This window comes from Pseudomonas kribbensis (assembly GCF_003352185.1).
GTDB classification, from domain to species: Bacteria; Pseudomonadota; Gammaproteobacteria; order Pseudomonadales; family Pseudomonadaceae; genus Aquipseudomonas; species Aquipseudomonas kribbensis.
The window spans coordinates 1,452,977-1,479,352 of sequence record NZ_CP029608.1 but is presented as its reverse complement, the minus strand read 5'-3'; the positions used below and the strand labels follow the sequence as shown (position 1 = coordinate 1,479,352).

Below are 26,376 nucleotides of genomic sequence, written 5' to 3'. Positions count from 1 at the left end.
CTGCAATGCGCCACCAGATACATGACCTGCTGGCCCCGCTGCCGGGGACCGCACGACAGATCCACAGCTTTCACTTCGGCCCGGAAAAGGCCAAAGGCAAAATCTACATCCAGTCCTCGCTGCATGCCGACGAACTGCCCGGCATGCTGGTGGCCTGGCACCTCAAGCAACGCCTGGCGGAGCTGGAAGCCGCCGGCCGCCTGATCAGCGAAATCGTGCTGGTGCCGGTGGCCAACCCGGTCGGCCTCGAACAAGTGCTGATGGACGTGCCGCTGGGCCGCTACGAGCTGGAGAGCGGGCAGAATTTCAACCGCTGGTTCGTCGACCTCAGCGAAGAGATCGGCAACGAAATCGAATCGCAACTGTGCGACGACCCGCAGCGCAACCTCGAACTGATTCGCACCAGCCTGCGCAACGCCCTCGCCCGCCATACCGCCACGACTCAGCTGCAATCCCAGCGCCTGACCCTGCAACGGCTGGCCTGTGACGCGGACATGGTGCTGGACCTCCACTGCGATTTCGAATCCGTGGTTCACCTCTACACCACGCCCGAGGCCTGGCCGCAGGTCGAGCCGCTGGCGCGCTACATCGAATCGAAGGCGAGCCTGCTGGCCACCGACTCCGGCGGTCAGTCGTTCGACGAATGCTTCACCCTGTTGTGGTGGCAATTGAAGGAACGCTTCGGCGAGCACTTCGAGATCCCCCTCGGCAGTTTCTCGGTCACGGTCGAGTTGCGTGGCCAGGGCGACGTCAGCCATCCCGTGGCCAGTCGTGACTGCCAGGCGCTGCTCGATTACCTGACTCACTTCGGCGCCATCGCCGGCGCTTCGAAACCGCTGCCGGAGCTGCCATTCCCGGCTACTCCGCTGGCCGGTGTCGAACCTGTCACCACGCCGGTCGGCGGCCTGCTGGTGTACACCGCCACGCCCGGGCAGCATCTGGAAGCCGGGCAGCAAATTGCCGAAATCATCGACCCGATCAATGATCGGGTCACGCCAGTCCATTGCACCGCTTCCGGTCTGCTCTATGCCCGCTCGCTGCGGCGCATGGCCACGGCCGGCATGGTGATCGCCCACGTCGCGGGCGCCGAAGCCTATCGCAGCGGCTACTTACTTTCGCCTTGAGGATGCCTGTCCCATGTACAAACTGACCGTAGAAGGCCTGCACAAAAGCTATGGCGACCATCAGGTGCTCAAAGGCGTTTCGCTCAAAGCCAAAACCGGTGACGTGATCAGCCTGATCGGCGCCAGCGGCTCGGGCAAAAGCACCTTTTTGCGCTGCATCAACTTCCTCGAACAACCCAACGACGGCGCGATGAGCCTCGACGGCCAGGCGATCCGCATGGTCACCGACCGCCACGGCATGCACGTCGCCGACGCCGAGGAACTGCAACGTCTGCGCACCCGCCTCGCCATGGTGTTCCAGCATTTCAACCTGTGGAGCCACATGACCGTGCTGGAAAACATCACCATGGCCCCGCGCCGGGTGCTGGGTTGCAGCAAGGCCGAGGCCGATGATCGCGCCCGGCGTTATCTGGACAAGGTCGGCCTGCCGGCCCGGGTTGCCGATCAGTACCCGGCGTTTCTTTCCGGTGGCCAGCAACAACGGGTGGCCATCGCCCGGGCCCTGGCCATGGAGCCGGAAGTCATGCTGTTCGACGAACCGACCTCGGCGCTCGACCCGGAACTGGTCGGCGAAGTGCTCAAGGTGATTCAAGGCCTGGCGGAAGAAGGCCGGACCATGATCATGGTCACCCACGAAATGAGTTTTGCGCGCAAGGTGTCGAGCCAGGTGCTGTTTCTGCACCAGGGGCTGGTGGAAGAAGAAGGTGCGCCGGAAGACGTGCTGGGCAATCCGAAAAGCGAACGCCTGAAGCAATTCCTCAGCGGCAATCTCAAGTAAAACTATTGCCCGGCCGGCGCGGTCACTGAAGGAACACCTTCAGAGCACACGTCGCCGGCATGGGCACTTCCACCGACTTCGCCAGACACTGGTTCAGCGCCCGCGACTGGAAGCCGTTCGCCTTTCAGAAGCAGGTGTGGGCGGCGGTCAAGCGTGGCGAGTCGGGACTGCTGCACGCCAGCACCGGCGCCGGTAAAACCTACGCGGTGTGGTTTGCCGCACTCAATCGATTTGCCCGCTCCGGGCTTGCCGCAGAGACCACCCGCAAACGCCCGCCGCCTGCCGAACCGCTGACTGTCTTGTGGATCACACCGATGCGGGCGCTGGCCGCCGACACCGCGCGTGCTTTGCAAACGCCGCTGGACGATCTGCAAATCCCCTGGAGCGTCGGCCTGCGCACCGGCGACACCGGCAGCAGCGAACGCGCCCGGCAGAACCGGCGCTTGCCGACCGCGCTGATCACCACCCCGGAAAGCCTGACCCTGATGCTCGCCCGCGCCGACGCGCAAACGGCGCTGTCGACCTTGCGCATGGTCGTGGTGGATGAGTGGCACGAACTGCTCGGCAACAAACGCGGCGTGCAATTGCAACTGGCCCTCGCCCGCCTGCGGCGCTGGCATCCGGGACTGATCGTCTGGGGTGTTTCTGCGACGCTCGGCAATCAATCCCACGCCGAACAGGTACTGATCCCGCAGGGCAGTGGCGTGAGTGTTCAGGGTCAAAGCGAAAAAACGCTGCGGGTCGATACTCTGCTCCCACCGCAGATCGAGCGTTTTCCCTGGGCCGGGCATATCGGTCTGAAGATGTTGCCGCAAGTGGTTGCCGAACTGGACGTCTGCGCCAGCAGCCTGGTGTTCACCAATACTCGGGCGCAGTCGGAAATCTGGTATCAGGCCTTGCTGGGCGCGCGTCCGGACTGGGCCGGGTTGATTGCCTTGCACCACAGCTCGCTGTCCCGCGAGACCCGGGACTGGGTCGAGCAGGCGTTGAAGAATGGTCAGCTCAAAGCGGTGGTCTGCACTTCGAGCCTGGATCTTGGAGTGGACTTTCTACCGGTGGAACGGGTGCTGCAAATCGGTTCGGCCAAAGGCGTGGCGCGTCTGATGCAGCGTGCCGGACGTTCAGGCCATGCGCCCGGTCGAACGTCGCGGGTCACTCTGGTGCCGACCCACAGCCTGGAACTGATCGAAGCCGCAGCCGCTCGCGATGCGGTGGCGCAGCGACGGATTGAACCGCGTCTGTCACCGCAAAAACCGCTGGATGTGCTGGTCCAGCATCTGGTCAGCATGGCATTGGGTGGTGGCTTTTTACCCGAGGACTTGTACGAAGAAGTCCGGGGAGCCTGGGCTTATCGCGACCTGACGCTGGCGGAGTGGGCTTGGGCGCTGGCGTTCGTACGCCATGGCGGGATGTCGCTGACGGCTTACCCGGATTACCGTCGGGTCGAGCCGGACGAACAGGGTGTCTGGCGAGTGCCGGACGCGCGTCTGGCCCGGCGGCACCGGATGAGCATCGGTACCATCGTCAGCGAGGCCAGCATCCATCTGAAATTCTGGAGCAAGGGCGGAGGCGGCAAGCAACTGGGCAGCGTTGAGGAAGGCTTCATCGCCCGCCTCAAACCCGGTGACGGTTTCCTGTTCGCCGGACGCTTGCTGGAGCTGGTGCGGGTGGAAAACATGACTGCCTACGTCAAACGCAGCACCGCGAAAAAAGCCGCCGTGCCGCGCTGGAATGGCGGGCGCATGCCGCTGTCCAGTGAACTGGCCGAAGCGGTGGTCGCTCGATTCAGCGCCGCAGCACACGGTGAGTTTGCCGGCCCGGAAATGCAGGCCTTGCGCCCGCTGCTGGAAACGCAGATGCGTTGGTCGGGTTTGCCGACCGTCAACAATCTGCTGGCCGAAGTGCTGAAGTCCCGCGAAGGCTGGCATCTTTTCCTCTATCCGTTTGCCGGACGTCAGGTGCATCTGGGGCTAGCCAGCCTGCTGGCATGGCGGGTCAGCCAGCGCCTGCCTGTGACCTTCTCGATTGCGGTCAATGATTACGGACTGGAGTTGCTCAGCGCCACGCCGGTTGACTGGTCTGTGCAACTGGATGGTGCCCTGCTCAGTCCCGAAGATTTGTTGAAGGATGTGCTCGCCAGCCTCAACGCCGGCGAACTGGCACTGCGCAGGTTTCGGGAAATCGCGCGGATCGCGGGCCTGGTGTTCGCCGGTTACCCCGGCGCGCCGAAAAGCACCCGTCAGGTACAGGCCTCCAGCGGGCTGTTTTTCGAAGTGTTCAAGCAATACGACGCCGACAATCTGTTGCTGGCGCAGGCCGGGGAAGAAGTCCTACGGGAAGAACTGGATATTCGTCGACTGGAACAGACCCTGGAGCGAATCAACCGGATGAAACTGGACATGCACCTGATCAAACGTCCTACACCGCTCGGCTTCCCGCTGCTGGTGGAACGCATGCGCGAAAGCATGAGTTCGGAAAGACTCGCCGACCGGATCCGGCGCATGGTCGGCGATCTGGAGAAAACCGCCGACAAGGGTCAATCCTGATGGGCGCGCCCTACCCTGTGCGTCTGGCGGGTGAAGAACTCTGGCTGTTGCCGGAAAAGGCACTGTATTGGCCGGCGCAACAGGCGCTGCTGATTGCCGACGTGCATTTCGGCAAGGCGGCCGCCTACCGGCGCCTGGGACAACCGGTGCCGCAGGGCACCACGGCGAGCAACATTGCGGTGATCGAACAGTTGCTGGAGAAACTGCCGTGCCGGCAACTGATCTTCCTCGGTGATTTTTTGCATGGCCCCGGCTCCCACGCCACCGACACCTTGCAGGCATTGGCGCAGTGGCGGGCACGTCATGCGGATCTGCCGATCACGCTGATTCGCGGCAATCACGATAAACGTGCCGGTGATCCACCCCAGACGCTGAATATCCGGGTGGTGCCGGAGCCCTTGCTGCTCGGGCCCTTCGCCTTGCAGCACGAACCCGATCCGCACCCTGAACGCCACGTCCTCGCCGGGCACGTACATCCGGTTTATCGATTGAACGGCAAGGGGCGTCAGCGTCTGCGGCTGGCGTGTTTCAGGCTGGGAGAACGCATCAGCCTGCTGCCGGCCTTCGGTGCCTTCACCGGCGGTTATCCGGTGGGGAAAGAAGACAGCTGTCGGATCTTTGTCATTGGCGACAATGAAATATGGCCCGTCGGCTGAAGTCCTGTTCAGGATTCAGTCGACGGGCCATACATTCAATCACGCGACGGGCGCAGGTGGTGGTTTGTCCGGGAGCGTAGGCTCGCCGGGCTCGGTCGGTTCTTCGTTGGGGGTGTCGGGATCAGGCTGGTGAGGAATTCCGCCAGCCAGGGTGACGGGCGGGTGTGCCAACAAGGACCAGGCCAATACGCCAACCTGATTGGGCTCGAGCCTTGCCAGTTCGGCAGTGATTTGCGGATCGATCTTCATGGAGCACTCCTCGGCGAAGGCCCGTCCCGCTGTTCGCGAAACGGGCAGTACACCCCATAGAGTGTCTACCCGCCGAAGAATTCCCGGTAACTGCCGGATGGACGGCTCAGGTCCGCGGCAGGGTCACGCCACGCTGGCCCTGGTACTTGCCCGCACGGTCCTTGTAGGAAACTTCACATTCCTCGTCGGACTCCAGGAACAGCATTTGCGCCACACCTTCATTGGCGTAGATCTTCGCCGGCAGGTTGGTGGTGTTGGAGAATTCCAGGGTCACCTGGCCTTCCCACTCAGGCTCAAGCGGAGTGACGTTGACGATGATGCCGCAACGGGCGTAGGTGCTTTTGCCCAGGCAGATGGTCAGCACGTTGCGTGGAATACGGAAGTATTCAACGGTCGTGGCCAGGGCGAAGGAGTTCGGCGGGATGATGCAAACGTCGCTGTGGACATCGACGAAGCTGCCGGCATCGAAGTTCTTCGGATCGACGATGGCCGAATTGATGTTGGTGAACACCTTGAAATGGTTGGTGCAACGCACATCGTAGCCGTAGCTCGACACACCGTAGGAGATCACCCGGCTGTCGTCGCTGCCACGTACCTGGCGCTCGACGAACGGCTCGATCATGCCGTGTTCCTGCGCCATGCGGCGAATCCACTTGTCCGATTTGATGCTCATGGCGGGGTGTCCTGAATAGCGAGGTGGAAAAAATCTGTCCGGCATCTTACCGGGCGCGCCGCCGGGTTCAAAGTCCAGGGTGCAAATCTCGCCGAACATGCAGGAAATACGCGGCTTCGCGACGAACCGTCACACCGCCGATCCTTAAAACGGAGAAACCTTCGCAAGAAGCATTGGCACGTTCCGGAAAAAGGGTTAAGGTGGCGCCACTGTGCTGCTTGTGTCACTGAGAATCTCTACACGATATGTTGAATTTCGATCCAACCATCTACAAGAATTTTTCCTGCTCTTTGCACTCAGTCTCGGCCAGGGTTCTTCCTGAGTCGCAGTTATCTTTGTTCAAGGAGTTACACCATGTCTAATCGCCAAACCGGTACCGTTAAGTGGTTCAACGATGAAAAAGGCTTCGGCTTCATCACTCCACAATCCGGTGACGACCTGTTCGTTCACTTCAAAGCTATCCAGTCCGACGGCTTCAAAAGCCTGAAAGAAGGCCAACAGGTTTCTTTCATCGCTACCCGCGGTCAGAAAGGCATGCAAGCTGAAGAAGTACAAGTTATCTAACTTGTAGCTTCCTGGCTAAGAAGCCCCGCCCTTAAAAGCGGGGCTTTTTTGTGGGTGCCTGTTTTGTACAGGCAAAAAAAACGCAGCCCGACAAAGGCTGCGTTTTTTATGTGCGGCGTTACCAGGCCACGCCAAACCCGGCGGTGTAGCGGGTCTTGTTCAGATCCGCGTCCTTGGTGCCGCTGATGATGTCGCGCTCGGCTTTCAGATTGAGCGATGCCCAGTCCGTCACCTTGTAGCGCAGGCCCACTTCCGAATCCAGGGCATAGTTGGCGACGTCCGACAGCGGCTTGCCAATCTCGCCGGTGGTGAAGAACTGCACCTTCTTGCCGATCAGGTAGCGGTTGTAGTCCCATTTCATGGCGACGGAATAGAAGTTGTCCGTGCCGCCGTCGCTGTACTCGTAATCGGTGCGGTTGAGCAGCGAGCCGAGAGAGAACGCTCCCAGCTCGTCATCCCAGAACTGATAGCCCGGACCCGTACCGACCACACGCTGGCGTGACAGCTCTTCGACGTAGTCGCGTTTGTAGTTCAACCGCCCCTGCCAGAACCACTTGTCTGTCAGGAAGCGGTCCAGAGCGTATTCGGCGCGCCAGTTGTTGGTGGTCACCACCTCATCCTGGACTTCGCGGTTGTACTCGCCTTCAGCGGTATGACGCCAACGGCCATGGCGCGCCGAGGTCTTGAAGCCGATGTCGTAGTCATTGGTGTCTTTTTCGGCACGCTGATAATCCAGTGCCAGATCGACATTGCCCTTCCAGACCAGATCCTCGACCACCGGCTTGGGCTTGAGAATCTGCTGGATGCTCGCCAGCTCGACGGTTTTCGGCGCCTCGCCGTTGGCCAGGGTGACCTTGCCATCGTCAGCGGCGGTCAGCGACTTGGCTTTCTCGCCGCTGTAGGCGTCCTGCTTGACCAGCAGTTCCTGATCGCTCTCCAGCGTCTTCACCTGTTTCCAGTCGATGGTGACCGCACCGGCGTACTGGGTCTGGACCAGCAACTTACCGCCGTCGAACAGGGTGATTTTGCCGCTCAGCTTGTCACCGTTCTTCAACCAGACGGTATCGGCAAGCAAGGGCGTGGACGCACTGAAGACAGCAAGGCACAACAGGGTTCTGGACAACATAAGCGAATCGGGGGCTCGGGTTTGCGAAAAAAGGGTCGGCATTATCCGTAGGAATAATCCTCTGACAAGGAGTGACCCGGCTATTTCTGTTGAGTTCATTTCTCAATTGCCCGATCACGGATTACCCTTTCATCCATGAATCGACCCTGTTCAGGAACGGCGCACGTGACAGACCCGATACAAGCCTGCGAAAACGATCCGCAAATCCGACGCACGGCACTCTATTCGACCCTTGCCCAAGTGCCCGAAGGCAAGGTCGTCAGCTATGGTCAGTTGGCCGAACTGGCCGGGTTGGGGCGCGCCGCCCGCTGGGTCGGCCGCACTCTGAGCCAGTTGCCGGGCGACACCAAGCTGCCCTGGCACCGCGTACTCGGTGCCGGCGGTCGGATCAGCCTGCCGGCAGGCAGCCCTTCGGGTGATGAGCAGCGGGCACGATTGCGTATGGAGGGCGTTACGATCCTGAACAATCGTGTGGATATTCGGCGCCATGGCTGGCGTCCGGTAGAGCACAGCGGTTAGAGTGCGCGCTTTGTTTTCGCAATCTTGAGGCAGACTTCAGCCCATGCCCCGTAAAACCTGGCGCGCCGCGCTCGCCGCCTATGCCAGTCCTTCGACGCTCGTGCTGTTGTTGCTGGGTTTCGCCGCCGGCCTGCCGTACATGCTGGTGTTCTCGACACTTTCGGTCTGGCTGCGTGAAGCCGGTGTAGCCCGCGAGACGATCGGCTATGCCAGCCTGATCGGTCTGGCCTATGCCTTCAAATGGGTCTGGTCGCCGCTGCTCGACCAGTGGCGCCTGCCGTTGCTCGGCAAACTGGGCCGACGCCGTTCGTGGCTGGTGCTTGCGCAGTCGCTGGTAATCCTCGGCCTGATCGGCATGGGCTTCTGCGACCCGCAGAAACACTTGTCCTGGCTGATCGCCATTGCCGTGATCGTCGCCTTCGCTTCCGCCACCCAGGACATCGCCGTCGACGCCTATCGACTGGAAATCGCCGAGGACAACCGCCAGGCCGCACTGGCCGCCAGTTACATGTCTGGCTATCGGGTCGCAGCCCTGCTGGCGACCGCCGGAGCACTGTTCTTCGCCGAAGGTTTCGGCTCCACCGGTTTCAACTACCAGCATTCCGCCTGGACCGGCACTTACGCGTTGTTCGGCGCCTTGATGGTGCCTGCGCTGATCACCACCCTGCTGATGCGCGAGCCGCCAGTGCCGCTGCGTACCCAGTTGCAGGCCGGGCGCTACACCTTCATGCACCAGCTGATGTCGGTATTCGTGCTGATCGTCCTGCTGGTTTCCGTACCGGCCATGTTCACCCAGCTCTACAACACCGATTTCGCCAGCGTACTGTTCGGCACCATGAGCCCGCTGGACCTGCTGCTGGAAGACCGGGCATTCCTGCGCGCCATTCTCTACACCCTGCTGACCGGCCTGTGCCTGTCGACCATGGGTCGCCGTGGCCTGGCGCCAGTGCTGACGCCGGTCAACGATTTCATCCTGCGCTACCGCTGGCAGGCCCTGCTGCTGCTCGGCCTGATCGCCACCTATCGCATGTCTGACACGGTGATGGGCGTGATGGCCAACGTGTTCTACATCGACCAGGGCTTCACCAAGGACCAGATCGCCAGCGTCAGCAAGATCTTCGGCCTGATCATGACCCTGGTGGGCGCCGGCATGGGCGGCCTGCTGATCGTGCGCTTCGGGATTCTGCCGATCCTGTTCATCGGCGGTGCCGCGTCGGCAGCCACCAATCTGCTGTTCGTGATGCTGGCGGACATGGGCCCCAACCTGCAGATGCTGGTAGTGACCATTTCCCTCGACAACTTCAGCTCGGGCATGGCCACTTCGGCGTTCGTCGCCTATCTGTCGAGCCTGACCAACCTGAAATTCTCCGCGACCCAGTACGCCCTCCTCAGCTCGATCATGCTGTTGCTGCCACGCCTCATCGGCGGCTACTCCGGGGTCATGGTGGAGAAGTTCGGCTATCACAACTTCTTCATCATCACAGCGGCGCTCGGCGTACCGACCCTGGTGCTGATCGCCCTGCACTGGTTCCAGGAGAGTCGCCGCGAAGGCCCGACACCGACACCGGAACCCGTGTCGACGCCCGTCGCCGAAGAGTCGTAAGACATCTCGCACCCGGCGGGAGGGTTTCCGCCGGGCCTGCACTTCTGTACGTCGGCAGCTCTCGCCGGTACACTGCTCCGTCATTTCCAGTCATAGCAACCGACAACGGCCAACCATGCGCACCAGTCAATTTTTGCTCGCCACACAGAAAGAAACGCCTTCCGACGCGGTCGTGATCAGCCATCAGCTGATGCTGCGCGCCGGCATGATCCGCAAACTCGCCTCGGGCCTGTACACCTGGCTGCCGATGGGCCTGCGGGTAATGCGCAAGGTGGAAGCCATCGTTCGCGAAGAGATGAACGCCGCCGGCTCTCTGGAAGTGTTGATGCCGAGCACCCAACCGGCCGAGCTGTGGCAGGAATCGGGGCGCTGGGAAGAATACGGCCCTGAGCTGCTGCGCATCAAAGACCGTCACGGTCGCGACTTCTGCGCGGGCCCGACCCACGAAGAAGTGATCACCGATCTGATGCGCAACGAGTTGAGCAGCTACAAGCAGCTGCCGATCAACCTGTACCAGATCCAGACCAAGTTCCGTGACGAAATCCGCCCACGCTTCGGTTTGATGCGCGGCCGTGAATTCATCATGAAGGACGCGTACTCGTTCCACGCCGACCAGGCGTCGCTGCAGGTCACCTATGACCGCATGCACGAGGCGTACTGCAACGTGTTCACCCGTCTGGGCCTGAAATTCCGTCCGGTCGAAGCCGACAACGGTTCCATCGGCGGTGCCGGCTCCCACGAATTCCACGTGCTGGCCGAGTCCGGCGAAGACGATATCGTCTTCAGCAACGGCTCCGACTACGCCGCGAACATCGAGAAAGCCGAAGCCGTACCGCGTGAAACCTCCCGCGCTGCGCCGGCCGAAGAACTGCGTCTGGTCGACACCCCGGACACCAAGACCATCGCGGCCCTGGTGGAAAAATTCGGTCTGCCGATCGAAAAGACCATCAAGACCCTGATCGTACACGCCGAGGAAGAAGGCAAGCTGATCGCCCTGGTCATCCGTGGCGACCACGAGCTGAACGAAATCAAGGCTGCCCAGCAACCTGGCGTCGCCAGCCCGCTGGTCATGGCGTCCGACGCCGAACTGCGTGACGCCATCGGCGCCGGCGCTGGTTCCCTCGGCCCGCTGAACCTGCCACTGCCGATCATCATCGACCGTTCGGTCGAGCTGATGAGCGACTTCGGCATCGGTGCCAACATCGACGACAAGCACTACTTCGGCGTGAACTGGGAGCGTGACCTGCCGGTTCCGACCGTGGCCGACCTGCGCAACGTCGTGGCCGGCGACCCGAGCCCGGACGGCAAGGGCACCCTGGAAATCAAGCGCGGCATCGAAGTCGGACACATCTTCCAGCTGGGCAACAAGTACAGCAAGGCGATGAAGTGCGAAGTGCTGGGCGAGAACGGCAAGCCTGTGACTCTGGAAATGGGTTGCTACGGCATCGGCGTGTCCCGCGTGGTGGCTGCGGCCATCGAGCAGAACAACGACGAGAACGGCATCATCTGGAGCGACGCCCTGGCGCCATTCCAGATCGCCCTGGTACCGCTGCGCTATGAAACCGAGCAGGTGCGCGAAGCCACCGACAAGCTGTACGCGGAACTGACCGCGGCCGGCTTCGAAGTGCTGCTGGACGATCGCGACAAGAAAACCAGCCCGGGCATCAAGTTCGCAGACATGGAGCTGATCGGCATTCCACACCGGATCGTGGTCAGCGACCGCGGCCTCGCCGAAGGCAACCTGGAATACAAGAGCCGTACCGAAGGCCAGGCGCAAGCGCTGCCGGTTGCCGACGTACTGTCCTTCCTGCAGGCCCGTATCCGCCGCTGAAACCAGATAGAGTCCTCATGTTCAAGCGAAACACCTTAGGCCTCGGTGGTGCCGCCCTGTGCGGCACCCTGCTGGTCAGCGGCTGTGCCAATCACATGTCACAGCGCAGCGAGCACGAAGAGCGGGTCGAGCGAAAGCTGCTCGATCACAGCCTGCAGATCGATGTCGGTGAGCCTAAGGTGCTTGAGCTGCCGCAGAGACGCGTAAAGATCAACGAGCAGAAAACCTTCGAAGTCACTGAGTACGAAGTGACCCGTCGTTATGACCGTTACACGCCTTACCAGCCCTGGCGCGAAATCTACGAGATTCCGCTGGGTGCAGTGGCGGTGGTGGCCGGCGTCGGGGCCAACGTGGTCAACGTGTTCGCCTTCGGCACCCTGCCGGACAGCGTGACCAAGGACTGGCTGAGCTACGGATTCGCCGGGCTCAACCCGTTCATGAACGTGCAGTCCCACGGTCGTGCGCAGCAGAACCTGGCCGGAATCGATGAAGTCCAGCGCGACAAGCGCATGGAGTATTCGAGCCTGCCGTGGAGCGAACGCCCGGTGCAGGTCAAGGCCGGCAAGCAGACCTTCGACATGACCACCGACCGCAACGGCGTGCTGCGCCTGAACCTGCTGGACAGTCCGTTCGCCGAAAACGATCTGAACCATGTCGGCAAACTGCAGATCAGTGTCGAAGACGCCAAGGATGACGTGCATTCCGACTCGTCCCTGACGATCAGCAGTCACCTGCGCGGCAAGCTGCTGGAAGCCCATGGTCTGATTTACGACGATCTGGAAGACGACGAGGTGAGCCAGTGGGTGCACCGGGTCAAACGTCTGTCGGAACTGGGTCTGGAAGAAGAAGCCAGTGAGCTGGAACAGAGCCTGATCGAGCTGACACGCAACGATCCCGAGTTGCAGGCCGAGTTCCTCAAGTCGCTGACCAAGGATGCCGGGCGACTGGTGGCGGACCCCGGTCCGAACTGACAACGCTTATAGAAGAGCCCGAACCTGTTTCGGGCTTTTTTATTTACGCTACCGCTCGAACAGCTCCATTTGTTCAAAACCGCCGCGCAAATCCTCCAGCCGCACACCCACCCCGAGCAGCCGCACCGGTTTGCCGCCGCGATTGAATGCCTGCGTCAGCATCAACTGATAACTGCCCAGATCCCGTCCTGCCCCGGCCTGCTCCAGTGTGGTCTGGGTGAAGTCATGAAATTTCACTTTGACGAATGGCTTGCCCGGCCGGTAGCTGCTGTCGATCCGCGCCATGCGGGTTTTCAGGGTTTCCAACAGTTCAGGGAGCTTGTCCAGGCAACTGCGCAGATCCGGCAGATCCACGTCGTAGGTGTTTTCGACACTGATCGACTGACGACGACTGTCGTTATGCACCTGCCGCTCATCTATCCCACGGGCCAGGCTCCAGAGTCGCTCGCCAAAACTGCCGAATTCGCGCACCAACGCCAACTTGTCCCACTCGCGCAGTTGCGAGCAGTCGTTGATACCGAGCTTGCCCAGTTTGTCCGCAGTGACCTTGCCGACGCCGTGCAGCTTGCTCACCGGCAGACCACTGACAAAGTCTTCGACCTGATCCGGGGTGATGACAAACAAGCCGTTGGGCTTTTTCCAGTCGCTGGCGATCTTGGCCAGAAACTTGTTCGGTGCCACCCCGGCCGAGACCGTGATGTGCAATTGATTGGAGACCCGGCGCCGGATGTCCTGCGCAATCCGCGTGGCGCTGCCACCGAAATGCGCGCTGTCCGAGACATCGAGGTAAGCCTCGTCCAGCGACAGCGGTTCGATCAGGTCGGTGTAATCGCGAAAGATCGTGTGAATTTCCTTCGATGCCTCACGGTAGGCGTCCATACGCGGTTTGACGATCGTCAGGTCCGGGCACAGTTTCAAGGCATGCCCGGAGGACATCGCCGACCGCACGCCGTAAGCCCTCGCTTCATAGTTGCAGGTGGCGATCACCCCGCGCCGGTCTGCCGAACCACCCACCGCCAGCGGTTTTCCGGCCAGACGCGGATCGTCACGCATCTCGATGGCGGCGTAGAAACAGTCACAGTCGATGTGGATGATTTTTCGCTGAGTCATGACAGAAAAGGAAACGTGGCAAGCCGGATGGGCAGTATCTCACTGACACCTGTATATAGCACCAGTGGTATGAAGGTTCTTTTCCAGCGGTAGGAAACGTCCGTTGAATTTATTTTCTCAATCGGAAATCGCTGACCAATAGAGCTGAAACCCGCGCCCTGCCTGACCTGCGGCCCCGCCAGCGGCCTCGAAAAATAGCTAACCAATTGAACCAGAACAGATTTTATCCGGATTCAAGGTTGACACCCCGGCGATCCTCTGTAGAATGCCGCCACACAGACGCGGGATGGAGCAGTCTGGTAGCTCGTCGGGCTCATAACCCGAAGGTCGTCGGTTCAAATCCGGCTCCCGCAACCAAACATCGAAAAAGGCCAATCGAAAGATTGGCCTTTTTTGTGCGCGTCTGTTTTTCATTGGGCAATCATCCGGGCCAAACAGGAATCCTTTGCAATTCCGAAACTTACCGCCCTCCTGCGACGGATTGACGCGATTTCACGCTTATTTGACCCTTCGCGGGATTAACGGTTGACACCCCGCCGTTCGCCTGTAGAATGCCGCCACACAGACGCGGGATGGAGCAGTCTGGTAGCTCGTCGGGCTCATAACCCGAAGGTCGTCGGTTCAAATCCGGCTCCCGCAACCAAACATCAAAAAAGGCTGCTCGAAAGAGTGGCCTTTTTTGTATCTGTGGAAAAAGTCCTTTCGCAACAATGATCTGTCACTGTGCAGTGAACCACTCAGGATCTTCAGACCCGCCGAGTTGCGACTATGCTTGAGTCGCAGGCAAGAGGTCTGCAATCCGGGACCTGCCCTCGCCGATACCCGACGAGAGGCGTAGTATTTTGTGATTATTTTTTTCTACAGGGATTGGTAACTTGGCTGGATACCCCCATCCTGTCGCGCACAATCCAAGAGGTGATTGATGCGCGCCAACTCGTCTGATCCACAAGACACCCTCACCGTGAATCCATCGATCAAGCCCGAGCGCATGCGCTTGCTGGATCGAATCAGCAAATACCGGCAACCGATTGGTCTGGCGGTCACTTTGCTGTTGTTCGCTATTGCGCTGATTGCCTGTCGCCATCTGCTCAGCGAACTCGACCTCTATGCCTTGCACGATTCGATTCTCGACGTGCCGAAGCCGGCCCTGCTGGGCGCTTTCGGCGCGACCGTCGTCGGCTTCATCATTCTGCTGGGCTACGAATGGTCGGCCAGCCGCTATGCCGGCGTGACCATCCCGCCGCGCACGCTGGCGCTCGGTGGCTTCACGGCATTCGCGATCGGCAATGCCATTGGCCTGTCGATGCTGTCCGGCGGCTCGGTGCGTTACCGTTTATATGCACGGCTTGGCCTGGGCGCTTCGGAAGTCGCGCACATGACCCTGTTTGCCAGCCTGTCGCTGGGTTGCGCCCTGCCCCCGCTGGCGGCACTGGCCACCCTGAGTGACCTGCCGGCCGCTTCCCAGGCGCTGGGCCTGTCCGAAGGTCTGCTGGCCACCATTGCCTCTGCCGTTCTGCTGCTCGGCGCGATTCTGGCCATGGGCATTTATCGTCGGCGTCTGCCGGAACAGCCTTACCGCGACAATCTGCTGGTCAAGGTTGGTCGCCGCACCCTGCGCCTGCCAGGCCGACGCCTGACGTTCCTGCAACTGGTCATCACCGCCCTCGACGTCGCCGCTGCCGCCACCGTGTTGTACATGCTGTTGCCGGAAGCCCCGCCATTCGGCGCGTTCCTGCTGGTGTACCTGCTGGCCCTGGCGGCCGGCGTGCTCAGCCATGTACCGGGCGGCGTCGGGGTTTTCGAAGCGATTCTGCTGGCGGCCTTCGCCGACAAGCTCGGCGCAGCACCACTGGCCGCCGCCCTGCTGCTCTATCGCATGATCTACGTGGTGCTGCCATTGCTGGTGGCCTGCGTACTGCTGCTGATCAATGAAGGTCAGCGGCTGTTCCAGACCCAGACCATGCGCGCCGCTTCCGGCCTGGCCGCACCGATCCTCGCGGTGCTGGTGTTCCTGTCCGGCGTGGTGCTGCTGTTCTCCGGCGCCACCCCTGAAATCGACACGCGCCTGGAACACATCGCCTACTTGATTCCTCATCGCCTGGTCGATGCTTCGCACTTCGGCGCCAGCCTGATCGGCGTGCTGTGCCTGATGCTCGCCCAGGGCCTGCGTCGCCGGCTGTCGGCGGCGTGGATGCTGACCACCATTCTGCTGCTGGTGGGCGCCCTGCTCTCGCTGCTCAAGGGTTTCGACTGGGAAGAAGCCACGTTGATGACTCTCACGGCAGCGCTGCTGGGGGTCTTCCGTCGTTCGTTCTATCGCCCGAGCCGCCTGACTGAAGTGCCGTTCTCGCCGCTGTATCTGGTGGCGAGCCTGTGCGTACTCGGTGCATCGACCTGGCTGCTGCTGTTCGCCTATCAGGACGTGCCGTACAGCCATCAGCTGTGGTGGCAGTTCACCCTCGACGCCGATGCCCCGCGCGGTCTGCGTTCGCTGCTCGGCGCTGCGGTGCTGTTGCTGGTGATCGCCCTGACCTGGCTGCTGCGCACCGCCCGCCCGGTGATTCATCTGCCGACCCCGGACGAGCTGGAGCGCGCCTCGAAGGTGCTGATGGCCTCTTCGCAACCGGACGGCGGCATGGCCCTGACCGGTGACAAGGCGCTGCTGTTCCACCCCAACGACGAAGCCTTCCTGATGTACGCCCGTCGCGGCCGCAGTCTGGTGGCGCTGTACGACCCGATCGGCCCCGGCCAGCAACGGGCGGAAATGATCTGGCAGTTCCGCGACCTGTGCGACATCCACCATGCCCGTCCCGTGTTCTATCAAGTGCGTGCCGAGAACCTGCCGTACTACATGGACATCGGTCTGACCGCGATCAAGCTCGGTGAAGAAGCCCGGGTCGATCTGCATCGCTTTGACCTGGATGCCAAGGGCAAGGAGATGAAGGACCTGCGCTACACCTGGAACCGCGGCACCCGCGACGGTCTGTCGCTGGAGATCTTCGAGCCGGGCCAGGCGCCGATGGATGAGCTCAAGGTGATTTCCGACGCCTGGCTGACCGGCAAGAACGTACGCGAGAAAGGCTTCTCCCTCGGCCGTTTCAGCGACGATTACCTGAAGCACTTCCGCATCGCGGTGATTCGCTTCGAGGGCCGCCCGGTGGCGTTCGCCAACCTGCTCGAGACTTACAGCCATGACCTGGCCAGCCTTGACCTGATGCGCTCGCACCCGGACGCCCCCAAGCTGACCATGGAGTTTTTGATGGTCGGTCTGATTCAACATTATAAGAGTCACGGATACGCGCGTTTCAGCCTGGGCATGGTGCCGTTGTCGGGGTTGCAACCCCGTCGTGGTGCACCGCTGACCCAGCGTCTGGGCTCGATGGTTTTCCGCCGTGGTGAGCAGCTGTACAACTTCCAAGGCTTGCGCCGCTTCAAAGACAAGTTCCAGCCTGACTGGGAACCCCGTTATATGGCAGTGCCCGCCGGACTCGATCCGCTGGTGGCACTGGCCGATACTGCTGCCCTGATCGCGGGCGGCTTGACTGGATTGGTGAAACGCTGATGATTCAACGCTCCCTGAAGTACATCCTGGCCGCGCTGATTGTGCTGGCCGTGATTGCCGGCGGCGGTTACTGGTACCTCAAACGCCCGGCACCGGAACCGACCCTCGAACAGCTCACGCCGGCTGACGGCACGGTCATGACCCGGGTCATCCCCGGCACCAAGCCCAAGGCCCAGGTGCTGGTGGCGGTCGAGGACGACAAGAAACTCACCGACAATCAGCTGACCACCCTGAGCCGCAGCGCCTCGGCGCAGATCGTCCAGGTGATTCTGCCCAAGGACTGCCTGCTGCAAAGCCGCGCGCTGCAAAGCGGTCTGCGCGAACTGAACGGCCCGGCGACCCTGGTCAGCGGCATCGGCCCTGGCGCGGTGCTGGCCTGGCGCTGGCTGTCGGAACAGAAGGACGACAAGGCCCAGGCCGTGTCGGTCGACCTGGCCCTGGAAAAAGGCGGCTGCACTCACCTGCTGCCAAAATCCGCCGCCCACGGCCACTGGCTGGTGGCCTGGAACGACAACCCGGACGACACCAGCGCCGGTTTCGTACGCGATCAACCGAACGCCGAAACCAGCATCAGCGACTACGACATCAACCTGCCGCAAGTGCTGAACAACGAACTGCGCAAGATCCTCGTCGGTGGCGACAAGGCCAACGGCGGCCTGCAGATCCCGGTGGTGGAAGTCCCGGCCGGCCAGGCCAAGGACACCGTGACCCTGTTCCTGTCCGGTGATGGTGGCTGGCGCGACCTCGACCGCGACGTGGCCGGTGAAATGGCCAAGATCGGTTACCCGGTGGTCGGCATCGACACCCTGCGCTACTACTGGCAGCACAAGAGCCCGGAACAGAGCGCGCTGGACCTGACCGAACTGATGCAGCACTACCGCCAGAAATGGGGCACCAAACGCTTCATCCTGACCGGTTACTCGTTCGGTGCCGATGTCCTGCCGGCCATCTACAACCGCCTGCCGGAAACCGAGCAGCAACGCGTCGACGCAATCATCCTGCTGGCCTTCGCCCGCACCGGCAGCTTCGAAATCGAAGTCGAAGGCTGGCTCGGCAACGCCGGCAAAGAAGCCGCCACCGGCCCGGAAATGGCCAAGCTGCCACCGGCCAAGGTCGTGTGCATCTACGGTGAAGAAGAGAAGGATGAAAGCGGCTGCACCGACAAGACCGCGGTGGGCGAAGCGGTGAAACTGCCTGGCGGCCACCACTTTGACGAGAACTACCCGGCGCTGGCCAAGCGCCTGGTGGATCTGATCGAGAAGCGTCAGAGCAAGGATCAGCCGGCAGAGTGATCTGAGGCGCTCCAACGAAAAGCCCCCCGCAACCTTAGGGTTGCGGGGGCTTTTTCATTCCCGTAGTCACAAAGAGAACTACGCGGGATTCAATTAACTGTCAGCTCTTCCTGCCAGTACCTTGCCCGCATGTCGTCATGACTGATCGCTTGAGCCGGATCGAAATTGATCAGTCGTGCTTTTACTACCGCTTCAATCCGAAGATTCTCAAGTTCATCCAGCATCTCTTGCTCCGGTAATTCCGTCATACAAACCGACCTCGCGCAACGTAATGACTCCGTGAGAACTAGCCTACCAGCTCCCATAGTGGATTGGCGCCTGGAACAGGTTTGGTACAGCGACACAAAAAAGCCCCCGCCAGCCACAAGACCGACGGGGGCTTTTCATTCAAGGCAGAACCTACATCTCCACCTGCGTCCCCAATTCAATCACCCGGTTCAGCGGCAGATTGAAGAACCGCAGGTTGCCGTTGGCATTCTTCAACATGAACGCAAACAGCGCTTCACGCCAACGGGCCATGCCTTCGAGTTTCGAGGCAATGACCGTTTCGCGGCTGAGGAAGTAGGTGGTGCGCATCGGGCTGAAGTCGAGGTCGTCCAGATGGCACAGTTTCAACGCCTGCGGCACGTCCGGTTCGTCGGTGAAGCCGAAGTGCAGGATCACCCGGAAGAAGCCTTCGCCATGGGCCTCGACTTCGAAGCGTCGGGATGGTGGTACGCGCGGAATGTCTTCGTAGACCACGGTCAGCAGCACAACCTGCTCGTGCAAGACCTGGTTGTGCAGCAAGTTGTGCAACAGCGCATGCGGCACCGCGTCGGAGCGCGCAGTCAGGAACACGGCAGTGCCCTGCACGCGATGTGGCGGCTGCACGCGGATACTGCTGATGAAGATCGGCAGCGGCAGCGCACCTTCGTCCAGGCGCTCGACCAGCAATTGCTTGCCGCGCTTCCAGGTGGTCATGAGGATGAACAGCGCGATACCGGCGACCACCGGGAACGCACCACCCTGGACGATCTTCGGTACGTTGGCGGCGAAGTACAGCCCGTCCACCAGCAGGAAACCGATCAGCACCGGCACGGCCAGCACCGGCGGCCATTTCCACAACAGCAACATGACCGCCGACACCAGAATGGTGGTCATCAGCATGGTGCCGGTCACGGCCACACCGTAGGCCGAGGCCAGGGCGCCGGAGGACTCGAAGCCCAGCACCAGCAGGACCACGCCGACCATCAGCGTCCAGTTCACCGCACCGATGTAGATCTGCCCCTGCTCATCGCTGGAGGTGTGCTGGATGTACATGCGCGGGATGTAGCCGAGCTGGATCGCCTGACGGGTCAGGGAGAACGCACCGGAAATCACCGCCTGGGACGCGATCACTGTGGCCAGGGTCGACAGACCGACCAGCGGAATCAGCGCCCAGCTCGGCGCCAGCAGGTAGAACGGGTTGCGCGCCGCTTCCGGGTTGTCCAGCAGCAAGGCACCCTGGCCGAAGTAGTTGAGCACCAGCGCCGGCAGCACCAGCAGGAACCACGCCCGGGCGATCGGCTTGCGACCGAAGTGCCCCATGTCGGCGTACAGCGCTTCGGCACCGGTCAGCGCCAGCACCACGGCACCGAGGATCGCCACGCCCATGCCGGCATGCACCATAAAGAAACGCACGGCCCAGATCGGGTTCAGCGCCTTCAGCACTTCCGGGGAATGACTGATGCCGTACACGCCGAGGGCGCCGAGCACCAGGAACCAGGTGACCATGATCGGCCCGAAGAGAATGCCGATCCGCGCCGTACCGTGACGCTGGATCAGGAACAGGCCCACCAGCACCACCAGCGACAGCGGTACGACCCAGTGGTCGATCCCGTCAAACGCCAGGCCCAGACCTTCAATGGCGGAGAGTACGGAGATCGCCGGGGTGATCATGCTGTCGCCGTAGAACAGCGCCGCGCCGATCAGGCCGCAGACCACCAGCAGCGAACGCAACTTCCTGCGCTCCCCCGCCGCCCGCCGCGCCAATGCGGTGAGTGCCATGATCCCGCCTTCGCCCTGGTTGTCGGCCCGCAGGACGAACATCATGTATTTGATCGACACGACCCAGATCAGCGACCAGAAGATCAGCGACAGGATGCCCAGCACTCCGTCGTGATTGACCGGTACGCCGTAACCGCCGGAAAACACTTCTTTGAGGGTGTACAACGGGCTCGTGCCGATGTCGCCGTAAACTACCCCGACTGCCGCGACCAGCATGCTCAGCGGTTTTGCAGCCGAATGCTCGGCGCCCGCCGCCTGACTACTTGCCTGACCCATCCAACACTCCTGATTTCCAGACCGGCTTCTTTGAACGAAGCACTATGCTTTTTGATGCAGCATGCGCTGTTTTACCTGTTGTTACAGTCGTTTTGTTGACTGTAAAAAATTGGTAAAGCCCAACGGCGCGAAGCATAGCGCAGCACTCGTCGTATTTCCCTGCATAAAGCTGGTCAAGTGCGCTGCTCATCGCTAGAATTGCGCACTTTTTGATCAGAGGCGCACTTCAAGCGCCCGTCCGTCGGCTTCCGCCATCAGGCAAGCGACGTCACAAAACACCGAGGTTAGACATGTCCACCACTCCTGCGCCGGCCAATCCAAAGGTTGGCTTCGTATCTCTGGGTTGCCCGAAAGCACTGGTCGACTCCGAGCGCATCCTGACCCAGCTGCGCATGGAAGGCTATGACGTGGTGTCCACCTATCAGGACGCCGACGTGGTCGTGGTCAACACCTGTGGCTTCATCGACTCGGCCAAGGCCGAATCCCTGGAAGTCATCGGCGAAGCGATCAAGGAAAACGGCAAGGTCATCGTGACCGGCTGCATGGGCGTCGAAGAAGGCAACATCCGTGACGTGCACCCGAGCGTGCTGGCCGTCACCGGTCCGCAGCAGTACGAGCAAGTGGTCAACGCCGTGCACGAAGTCGTGCCGCCGAAACAGGATCACAACCCGCTGATCGACCTGGTGCCGCCGCAAGGCATCAAGCTGACCCCGCGTCACTACGCGTACCTGAAGATTTCCGAAGGCTGCAACCACAGCTGCAGCTTCTGCATCATCCCGTCGATGCGCGGCAAACTGGTCAGCCGTCCGGTCGGCGACGTGCTCGACGAAGCCCAGCGCCTGGTCAAATCCGGCGTGAAGGAGCTGCTGGTGATTTCCCAGGACACCAGCGCCTACGGCGTTGACGTCAAGTACCGCACCGGTTTCTGGAACGGCGCGCCGGTCAAGACCCGCATGACCGAACTCTGCGAAGCGCTGAGCACCCTCGGCGTCTGGGTCCGCCTGCACTACGTTTACCCGTACCCGCACGTCGACGAGCTGATCCCGCTGATGGCCGCCGGCAAGATCCTGCCGTACCTGGACATCCCGTTCCAGCACGCCAGCCCGAAAGTCCTGAAGTCGATGAAACGCCCGGCGTTCGAAGACAAGACCCTGGCGCGGATCAAGAACTGGCGCGAAATCTGCCCGGATCTGATCATCCGTTCGACCTTCATCGTCGGCTTCCCCGGCGAAACCGAAGAAGACTTCCAGTACCTGCTGGACTGGCTGACCGAAGCCCAGCTCGACCGCGTCGGCTGCTTCCAATACTCGCCGGTCGAAGGCGCACCGGCCAATGACCTGAACCTCGACATCGTCCCGGACGAAGTCAAGCAGGATCGCTGGGAACGCTTCATGGCGCACCAGCAGGAAATCAGCTCGGCGCGCCTGCAAATGCGCATCGGCCGTGAAATCGAAGTGCTGGTGGACGAAGTCGACGAGCAAGGTGCAGTCGGCCGCTGCTTCTTCGATGCCCCGGAAATCGACGGCAACGTGTTCATCGACAACGGCAGCAACCTCAAGCCGGGCGACAAGGTCTGGTGCAAGGTGACCGACGCCGACGAATACGACCTCTGGGCCGAACAGATCTAAACGCGAAAAATACGAAAAGCCCCGCTCTCTTTTACGAGATGCGGGGCTTTTTTACGGCTATCGTTTGTGGTGGGAAGGAGTCCCTCATCCATGACAAAGAGGCTATCGGGCATGCGCCACCATTCGGTCATTCACACGCCGAAACTCAGCGATTATCAGGAACTGACCCGGGTCTGGGAGGCCTCGGTTCGTGCCACACATGATTTTCTGCCGGACAGCTATATCGAGCTGCTGCGCAATCTGGTGCTGACCCGCTACCTCGATGCGGTGATGCTGATCTGCACCAGGGACAGCCATCAGCGCATCACCGGGTTTGCCGGCGTGGCGGCGGGCAAGATCGAAATGCTGTTCATCGACCCTGAACATCGTGGCCAGGGTCTGGGCAAGAAGCTGCTCAATTATGCGATGCAGCACTTGAACGCCGATGAACTGGACGTCAACGAGCAGAACCCGCAGGCCTTGGGTTTTTACTTCAAACAAGGGTTCGAGGTGATCGGCCGGTCGGAAGTCGATGGCATGGGCCAGCCTTATCCGTTGCTGCACATGCGGTTGCGCCAGAACCAGCAACGCTCGCAACACGGCTGACACGACAGAAATCAACTGTGGGAGCGAGCCTGCTCGCGATGGCGGTCTGTCAGTCGACATTGATATCGAGACTAAAGGCCTCATCGCGAGCAGGCTCGCTCCCACAAAAAGCCAAGCGGTAAAAATCGTTCCGGGCTTAACCGGCGCCAGGCAGGTACAATGCCCACCCCTTTTTTGTTACGGCCCTGTCATGACTGACCCGATTCGCCTCTCCAAACGCCTCATCGAACTGGTCGGTTGCTCCCGCCGGGAGGCCGAGCTGTTCATCGAGGGCGGCTGGGTCACCGTGGACGGCGAGGTCATCGACGAGCCGCAGTTCAAGGTCGGCGACCAGAAAGTCGAGCTCGACAAGGACGCCAAGGCCTCCGCGCCGGAGCCAGTGACCATCCTGCTCAACGTGCCGGCGGGCATGGATGTCGATAGCGCCATGCAGTCGCTGAACGCCGACACCCTCAGTGAAGAACATCGCTACGGCAAGCGTCCGCTGCGCGGGCATTTCCTGCGCCTGACCGCCAGCGCCGACCTGCAACCCAAGGCCAGCGGCCTGCTGGTGTTCACTCAGGACTGGAAGGTGTTGCGCAAGCTCACTGCCGACGCGGCCAAGATCGAGCAGGAATACGTGGTCGAAGTCGAAGGCGAAATGGTCGCCCACGGCCTCAATCGCCTGCAGCATGGCCTCACCCACAAGGGCAAAGAGCTGCCGCCGGTCAAGGCCAGCTGGCAGAACGAAAACCGCCTGCGCTTCGCCATGAAGAACCCGCAGCCGGGAATCATCGCCCAGTTCTGCGAAGCGGTCGGGCTGAAGGTCGTCGGCATCCGCCGTATCCGCATCGGTGGCGTATCGATCGGCAAGGTGCCGGCCGGCCAATGGCGCTACCTGTCCGGCAAAGAGAAGTTCTAAGGCCTCCGTTGCCGCCACACATTCCGGCATCGCGCTTGCGCGGTGCCCACAGCGAACGATCAGGATTGCAAACATGGTTCATAACGACGTACTGCGCAGCGTGCGCTACATGCTCGACATCAGCGACAAGAAAGTCGTCGAAATCATCAAACTCGGCGGCATGGACGTGACCCTCGCCGACGTGGTGACCTGGCTCGACAAGAAGGAAGAAGACGAAGAAGGTTTCGTGCGCTGCCCGGACGAAGTCATCGCGCACTTCCTCGACGGTCTGGTGATCTTCAAGCGCGGCAAGGATGAAAGCCGTCCGCCGCAGCCGATTGAAGTGCCTGTGACCAACAACATCATCCTGAAAAAACTGCGCGTGGCTTTCGAACTGAAAGAAGACGACATGCACGCGATCCTCAAGGCTGCCGATTTCCCGGTGTCCAAACCTGAGCTGAGCGCGCTGTTCCGCAAGGTCGGCCACACCAACTACCGCCCGTGCGGCGACCAGTTGCTGCGCAATTTCCTCAAGGGCCTGACGCTGCGCATTCGCGGCTGATCCCTTCCAGAACGGCGACTTCGGTCGCCGTTTTCATGCATGGCCCTCCATTCCCTCCGAAAATAGTGGCTCCGCTTTTCGCGGCCGGCGACTAGGGTGTACTGAACCCTAGCCCTCAGGATTCGCCATGCACCCGTACTTCTCCCTGCAAGGCCGCACCGCCCTGGTGACCGGCGGCACCCGTGGTATCGGCAAAATGATCGCCAAGGCCTTTGTCGAGGCCGGCGCCCGTGTATACGTCTGCTCCCGTGACGCTGAAGCCTGTCATCAGACCGCTGAAGAACTCGGTGCCCTGGGCACTTGTCAGGGCGTGGCAGCGAATCTGGCGACTGAAGAAGGCGTAAAAGAGCTGGCGGAGCGACTGGGCGAGCAGATCACCCATCTGGACATTCTGGTGAACAACGCCGGCACCACTTGGGGGGCGCCGCTGGAGAGCTACCCGGTCAAGGGCTGGGAGAAGGTCATGCAGCTCAACGTGACTTCGGTGTTCAGTTGCATCCAGCAGTTCCTGCCGCTGCTGCGCAAGGCCGGCTCGGCAGCCAATCCGGCGCGGGTCATCAACATCGGCTCGGTGGCGGGGATTTCTTCGTTCGGCGAGCAGGCCTACGCCTATGGGCCGAGCAAAGCGGCCCTGCATCAACTGTCGCGGATTCTCGCCCGGGAACTGGTGAGCCAGCACATCAACGTCAACGTCATCGCGCCGGGCCGCTTCCCGAGCAAGATGACCCAGCACATCGGCAACGACCAGCAGGCACTGGCCGAAGACACCGCGCTGATCCCGATGAAACGTTGGGGCCGCGAGGAAGAAATGGCTGCGCTGGCGATCAGCCTGGCGAGTACCGCCGGGGCCTACATGACCGGGAATGTGATTCCGCTGGATGGCGGGTTTAGCCTGTAGATCCGCGGCGCGGCCTTCGCGAGCAGGCTCGCTCCCACATTTGGAATGCGTTCCCCTGTGGGAGCGAGCTTGCTCGCGAAGAGGCCGGCCCTGCCACCACCAGACTTGAAGCCTGCCGGGTTATCATGCCCGCCCTGCTCCGTTTCGAATGCAAACCATGACTTACAGCGTCTCCCCCATCGGCTTCGTCCGCTCCTGCTTCAAGGAGAAGTTCGCCATCCCGCGCCAGCCGCAACTGGCCCCCGCCGCCCGTGGCGTGCTGGAGCTGGTGGCACCGTTCGACCAGGGCGATGCGGTGCAGGGACTGGAGCAGGTCAGTCATGTCTGGCTGCTGTTCCTGTTCCATCAGGCGCTGGAAGACAAGCCGCGCCTCAAGGTCCGCCCTCCCCGTCTGGGTGGCAACAAGTCCATGGGGGTGTTTGCCACCCGCGCCACTCACCGGCCAAACGGCATCGGTCAGTCGGTGGTGAAACTGGACAAGGTCGAGGCCAATCGCCTGTTCATCTCCGGCATCGACCTGCTGGACGGCACGCCGATACTCGATATCAAACCCTACGTGCCTTACGCCGACATCATCCCCGAGGCCTCCAACAGCATCGCCAGTGCCGCGCCGCAACTGATCGACGTGCAGTGGACGGATGCGGCGCTGCAACAGGCCCACACCCACGCTCAGCGCCTGGCCGAGCCGCTGGTGGAGCTGATCGAGCAATGCCTGGCTCAGGATCCGCGTCCGGCCTACCAGACACCCGCACCGGAGCGTGAATACGGCGCGCAGTTCTGGGATCTGGACGTGCGCTGGCATTACCCGACACCGGAGCGGATCCGCGTTCTGGAAGTCATCCCCGCCAAAGCCTGATCCCCGGAAACGAAAAAGCCCGCGTTGCCTTCTCGGGCAACGCGGGCTTTTCTGTTGGCATC

23 protein-coding genes and 2 tRNA genes are annotated in these 26,376 nt (G+C 61.5%); 19 read left to right on the top strand and 6 right to left on the bottom strand.

The annotated features are described in order from the left end of the window. Positions 1-5 precede the first annotated feature (5 nt). The 4 genes from DLD99_RS06790 to pdeM are packed head-to-tail and all read left to right on the top strand — an operon-like array spanning position 6 to position 5,104. On the top strand, positions 6-1,124 hold the full coding sequence (locus DLD99_RS06790; protein ID WP_114881695.1) for a succinylglutamate desuccinylase/aspartoacylase family protein: 1,119 nt from the start codon (positions 6-8) through the stop codon (positions 1,122-1,124). A gap of 13 nt (positions 1,125-1,137) precedes the next feature. Continuing rightward, a complete protein-coding gene (locus DLD99_RS06785) occupies positions 1,138-1,902 on the top strand; it encodes an ABC transporter ATP-binding protein (RefSeq protein ID WP_085712923.1) in 765 nt (254 codons plus the stop codon). A 59-nt stretch (positions 1,903-1,961) separates the two neighbouring features. After that, a complete protein-coding gene (locus tag DLD99_RS06780) occupies positions 1,962-4,448 on the top strand; it encodes a ligase-associated DNA damage response DEXH box helicase (protein WP_114881694.1) in 2,487 nt (828 codons plus the stop codon). Beyond that, positions 4,448-5,104, top strand: coding sequence for a ligase-associated DNA damage response endonuclease PdeM (pdeM, locus tag DLD99_RS06775; protein ID WP_114881693.1), 657 nt, complete (start codon positions 4,448-4,450; stop codon positions 5,102-5,104). The genes DLD99_RS06780 and pdeM overlap by 1 nt, the downstream gene beginning before the upstream one ends. Positions 5,105-5,143: 39 nt before the next feature. Here the strand turns inward: pdeM and DLD99_RS06770 are convergent, their stop codons facing one another. Continuing rightward, a complete protein-coding gene (locus DLD99_RS06770) occupies positions 5,144-5,353 on the bottom strand; it encodes a hypothetical protein (RefSeq protein WP_065259270.1) in 210 nt (69 codons plus the stop codon). Between the two features lie 106 nt (positions 5,354-5,459). Further along, positions 5,460-6,026 carry a dCTP deaminase gene (gene dcd / locus DLD99_RS06765; RefSeq protein ID WP_007954988.1) on the bottom strand — a complete coding sequence of 189 codons (567 nt, stop codon included), beginning with the start codon at positions 6,024-6,026 and terminating at the stop codon, positions 5,460-5,462. A gap of 354 nt (positions 6,027-6,380) precedes the next feature. Between dcd and DLD99_RS06760 the strand changes: the two genes are divergently transcribed. Continuing rightward, positions 6,381-6,590 (top strand): cold-shock protein, encoded by a 210-nt coding sequence (locus DLD99_RS06760; protein WP_002554837.1) that lies wholly within the window; start codon positions 6,381-6,383, stop codon positions 6,588-6,590. A 118-nt stretch (positions 6,591-6,708) separates the two neighbouring features. Here the strand turns inward: DLD99_RS06760 and DLD99_RS06755 are convergent, their stop codons facing one another. Further along, on the bottom strand, positions 6,709-7,716 hold the full coding sequence (locus DLD99_RS06755) for a DUF481 domain-containing protein (protein ID WP_114881692.1): 1,008 nt from the start codon (positions 7,714-7,716) through the stop codon (positions 6,709-6,711). Positions 7,717-7,851: 135 nt separating this feature from the next. Here DLD99_RS06755 and DLD99_RS06750 point away from each other — a divergent pair, with 135 nt between their 5' ends. From DLD99_RS06750 to DLD99_RS06735, 4 genes are all read left to right on the top strand, one after another. Continuing rightward, the gene (locus DLD99_RS06750) at positions 7,852-8,235 is read left to right on the top strand and encodes an MGMT family protein (RefSeq protein ID WP_162803463.1); all 384 of its coding nucleotides are present in this window, start codon (positions 7,852-7,854) and stop codon (positions 8,233-8,235) included. Positions 8,236-8,278: 43 nt separating this feature from the next. Continuing rightward, positions 8,279-9,838, top strand: a complete 1,560-nt coding sequence (locus DLD99_RS06745) for an AmpG family muropeptide MFS transporter (RefSeq protein ID WP_114881691.1) — start codon at positions 8,279-8,281, stop codon at positions 9,836-9,838. 115 nt (positions 9,839-9,953) lie between these two features. Then, complete coding sequence (locus DLD99_RS06740) at positions 9,954-11,669, top strand: proline--tRNA ligase (protein WP_085712917.1); 1,716 nt, start codon at positions 9,954-9,956, stop codon at positions 11,667-11,669. A gap of 17 nt (positions 11,670-11,686) precedes the next feature. Then, the gene (locus tag DLD99_RS06735) at positions 11,687-12,640 is read left to right on the top strand and encodes a hypothetical protein (protein WP_085712916.1); all 954 of its coding nucleotides are present in this window, start codon (positions 11,687-11,689) and stop codon (positions 12,638-12,640) included. Positions 12,641-12,688: 48 nt separating this feature from the next. On the opposite strand, the gene dinB is transcribed toward DLD99_RS06735, so the two are convergent. Continuing rightward, the gene (gene dinB, locus DLD99_RS06730) at positions 12,689-13,750 is read right to left on the bottom strand and encodes a DNA polymerase IV (protein ID WP_114881690.1); all 1,062 of its coding nucleotides are present in this window, start codon (positions 13,748-13,750) and stop codon (positions 12,689-12,691) included. A gap of 280 nt (positions 13,751-14,030) precedes the next feature. Here dinB and DLD99_RS06725 point away from each other — a divergent pair. The 4 genes from DLD99_RS06725 to DLD99_RS06710 all read left to right on the top strand — a co-directional run bounded on the left by DLD99_RS06725 (position 14,031) and on the right by DLD99_RS06710 (position 18,604). Next, positions 14,031-14,107 (top strand) — tRNA-Met (locus DLD99_RS06725). Between the two features lie 209 nt (positions 14,108-14,316). Continuing rightward, positions 14,317-14,393 (top strand) — tRNA-Met (locus DLD99_RS06720). A 279-nt stretch (positions 14,394-14,672) separates the two neighbouring features. Next, a complete protein-coding gene (gene mprF, locus DLD99_RS06715; RefSeq protein ID WP_114881689.1) occupies positions 14,673-17,312 on the top strand; it encodes a bifunctional lysylphosphatidylglycerol flippase/synthetase MprF in 2,640 nt (879 codons plus the stop codon). After that, positions 17,312-18,604, top strand: a complete 1,293-nt coding sequence (locus DLD99_RS06710; RefSeq protein WP_114881688.1) for a virulence factor family protein — start codon at positions 17,312-17,314, stop codon at positions 18,602-18,604. The genes mprF and DLD99_RS06710 overlap by 1 nt, the downstream gene beginning before the upstream one ends. Positions 18,605-18,693: 89 nt before the next feature. Here DLD99_RS06710 and DLD99_RS29185 read toward each other — a convergent pair whose 3' ends face one another. Together DLD99_RS29185 and DLD99_RS06705 are read right to left on the bottom strand one after the other, a co-directional pair. Beyond that, positions 18,694-18,852 (bottom strand): hypothetical protein, encoded by a 159-nt coding sequence (locus DLD99_RS29185; protein WP_167443761.1) that lies wholly within the window; start codon positions 18,850-18,852, stop codon positions 18,694-18,696. Positions 18,853-19,003: 151 nt separating this feature from the next. After that, positions 19,004-20,845 (bottom strand): potassium transporter Kup, encoded by a 1,842-nt coding sequence (locus DLD99_RS06705; protein ID WP_371321039.1) that lies wholly within the window; start codon positions 20,843-20,845, stop codon positions 19,004-19,006. A gap of 350 nt (positions 20,846-21,195) precedes the next feature. Between DLD99_RS06705 and rimO the strand changes: the two genes are divergently transcribed. From rimO to tsaA, 6 genes are all read left to right on the top strand, one after another. Further along, the gene (gene rimO, locus DLD99_RS06695; protein WP_114881686.1) at positions 21,196-22,533 is read left to right on the top strand and encodes a 30S ribosomal protein S12 methylthiotransferase RimO; all 1,338 of its coding nucleotides are present in this window, start codon (positions 21,196-21,198) and stop codon (positions 22,531-22,533) included. 111 nt (positions 22,534-22,644) lie between these two features. Next, a complete protein-coding gene (locus DLD99_RS06690; protein ID WP_114881685.1) occupies positions 22,645-23,118 on the top strand; it encodes a GNAT family N-acetyltransferase in 474 nt (157 codons plus the stop codon). 190 nt (positions 23,119-23,308) lie between these two features. Then, on the top strand, positions 23,309-24,019 hold the full coding sequence (locus DLD99_RS06680; RefSeq protein WP_114881684.1) for an rRNA pseudouridine synthase: 711 nt from the start codon (positions 23,309-23,311) through the stop codon (positions 24,017-24,019). Between the two features lie 73 nt (positions 24,020-24,092). Continuing rightward, positions 24,093-24,560: a YehS family protein gene (locus tag DLD99_RS06675; protein WP_114881683.1), complete on the top strand. Its 468-nt coding sequence runs from the start codon at positions 24,093-24,095 to the stop codon at positions 24,558-24,560. 127 nt (positions 24,561-24,687) lie between these two features. Next, positions 24,688-25,458, top strand: a complete 771-nt coding sequence (locus DLD99_RS06670) for an SDR family oxidoreductase (RefSeq protein WP_114881682.1) — start codon at positions 24,688-24,690, stop codon at positions 25,456-25,458. Positions 25,459-25,615: 157 nt separating this feature from the next. After that, positions 25,616-26,314 carry a tRNA (N6-threonylcarbamoyladenosine(37)-N6)-methyltransferase TrmO gene (gene tsaA, locus DLD99_RS06665; RefSeq protein WP_208647512.1) on the top strand — a complete coding sequence of 233 codons (699 nt, stop codon included), beginning with the start codon at positions 25,616-25,618 and terminating at the stop codon, positions 26,312-26,314. Positions 26,315-26,376: the final 62 nt, after the last annotated feature.